Source organism: Aminobacter sp. P4_H6_2, from assembly GCF_056400805.1.
In genome coordinates this window covers 1-1979 of sequence record NZ_JBFUKO010000829.1, presented here as the reverse complement: position 1 = coordinate 1979, position 1979 = coordinate 1, and the positions used below count along the sequence as shown (strand labels likewise).

Below are 1979 nucleotides of genomic sequence, written 5' to 3'. Positions count from 1 at the left end.
ACGCAGAGCCTGCCTTCGCGCGCATCGTCGACAGATGGGAGGTGCATTTTGCCCCGCTGGCGGCTGAATACCCCGAGGTCGAGGCGCCGGTATCGGTCAGGCGGGGCATCGACCATCGGCTGCTCCGCGACGCGGCGGAGCAGTCAAGGCTGCACCCATGGTCGAGCCTCGTCTTCTGGCGCGGTCTGRCGGCAGCAGCAGTGGCGGCTCTCGTGCTGTACATTGCCGTGCCCTACATCAATCCGCCCGCCCAGGCACCGCAGCAGTTCATGGTGGCCTCGCTTGCCGCCGATGGCAGCGACGTCAAATACATGGTCATGTACGACGCGGCGACCGGCGAGGTCGGCTTGTCGCATGTCGCGGGCGAGCGCGCCGCCGGCAAGGATTTCGAACTCTGGATGATCGAAGGCAAAAACCCGCCGGTCTCCATGGGTGTCATCCCGGTTGGGACCACGATGAAAATGCCGGTCAAGCAAGAGATGCGCGACAAGCTCGCCACAGGTGCCGTGCTCGCCGTCAGCCTTGAGCCTGCGGGTGGTTCGCCGAGCGGTCTGCCGACCGGCCCCGTGGTCGCCGCCGGCGATCTCCGCAACATCTGATCCCCAAAAGAATAATTCACAGAATGCACAATTGCTGAAACTTTGTCGCTGGCTCGCTCGTATCTGCAAGGTTTTGGGTTCTTCTGTTTAAATTCTCTAAGTATATTTTATTGCGATCGCGAAACTGTCTGAGATCGTATCCGTAACTTCTTGTGCCTTTCCATTTCCGGAAACAACCCAAGGAGTTTTGATATGCGTAAGATCTCTCTCGCTTTGCTCGCCGGTGCTTTTTCCGCTCTCGCCACTTTCGCATATGCCCAAAATCCGATGGTTGGCGGCGCTGCGATGTTTGCCGACAAGAACATCGTCGAGAACGCCGTCAACTCGAAGGACCACACCACGCTCGTCGCGGCGGTCAAGGCAGCAGGCCTGGTCAAGACGCTTGAGGGCAAGGGGCCATTCACCGTCTTTGCACCGACCAACGAAGCCTTCGCAGYGCTCCCGGCTGGCACGGTCGAAACGCTTCTGAAGCCTGAAAACAAGGACAAGCTGGCCAAGATCCTGACGTGCCATGTCGTTGGCGCCAAGGCSWTGTCGGCTGACGTTGCCAAGATGGTCAAGGATGACGGCGGCTCCCATATGGCCAAGACGGCTGGTGGGTGCGAGCTGATCCTGAAGGATGATGGCGGCAAGGTCACAGTGACGGACGAAAGCGGCAACGTCGCCAACGTCACCATCGCCGATGTCGCCCAGTCGAACGGCGTCATCCACGTCATCGACAAGGTTTTGCTGCCCAAGATGTAAGCCCTAGGGGCAGGGCGATTGCGCGCGCTGTCGCTCCCTGAGGCACGCGCAATCGGCAAAGCGCCCCGCAACGGTCTGCGTTGCGGGGCGCAGTCCATTTCACTCAAGCCCTGTTGATTTTGCAGTGATGCGACACCGGCCTATGGTCGGATAGGAGATATGCCATGGACCGCCGTTCATTTTTGTTGGGCAGTGCTGCGATCGCCGTTCTTGCCGGTTTGGTGCTATCCAGGCGGCTGAACATATCAGCCCCGGCGTTGGCCGAAAACTTCGAGGTCACCAAGACGGACGTCCAATGGCGCGCGGTTCTTTCGCCCGCCGCGTTCGCTGTCCTGCGTCAGGAAGACACCGAGCCGCCGGGATCGAGCCCGCTGCTCGACGAACACCGCAAGGGCACCTTTCACTGCGCCGGCTGCGATCTCGCCGCTTATGCGTCGGACACCAAGTTCGATTCGCACACCGGCTGGCCGAGCTTCTGGGAAGCACTGCCCAATGCGGTCGGCACCAAGGTGGACAGTTCGCTGCTGATGACCCGCACCGAGGTGCATTGCCGCCGCTGCGGCGGCCATCTTGGCCATGTCTTCGACGATGGCCCACCGCCGACCGGCAAGCGCCATTGCATCAACGGTTTGGCGC

At 61.0% G+C, this 1979-nt stretch carries 3 protein-coding genes; all 3 read left to right on the top strand.

Features of this window, described 5'->3' with window-relative positions; genetic code table 11:
* The coding region (locus AC1DUU_RS30665; RefSeq protein WP_476787081.1) for an anti-sigma factor at positions 1-599 on the top strand (599 nt) is incomplete at its 5' end.
* A 192-nt stretch (positions 600-791) separates the two neighbouring features.
* Complete coding sequence (locus AC1DUU_RS30660; protein ID WP_476787080.1) at positions 792-1343, top strand: fasciclin domain-containing protein; 552 nt, start codon at positions 792-794, stop codon at positions 1341-1343.
* A gap of 164 nt (positions 1344-1507) precedes the next feature.
* The coding region (msrB, locus tag AC1DUU_RS30655) for a peptide-methionine (R)-S-oxide reductase MsrB (protein WP_476787079.1) at positions 1508-1979 on the top strand (472 nt) is incomplete at its 3' end.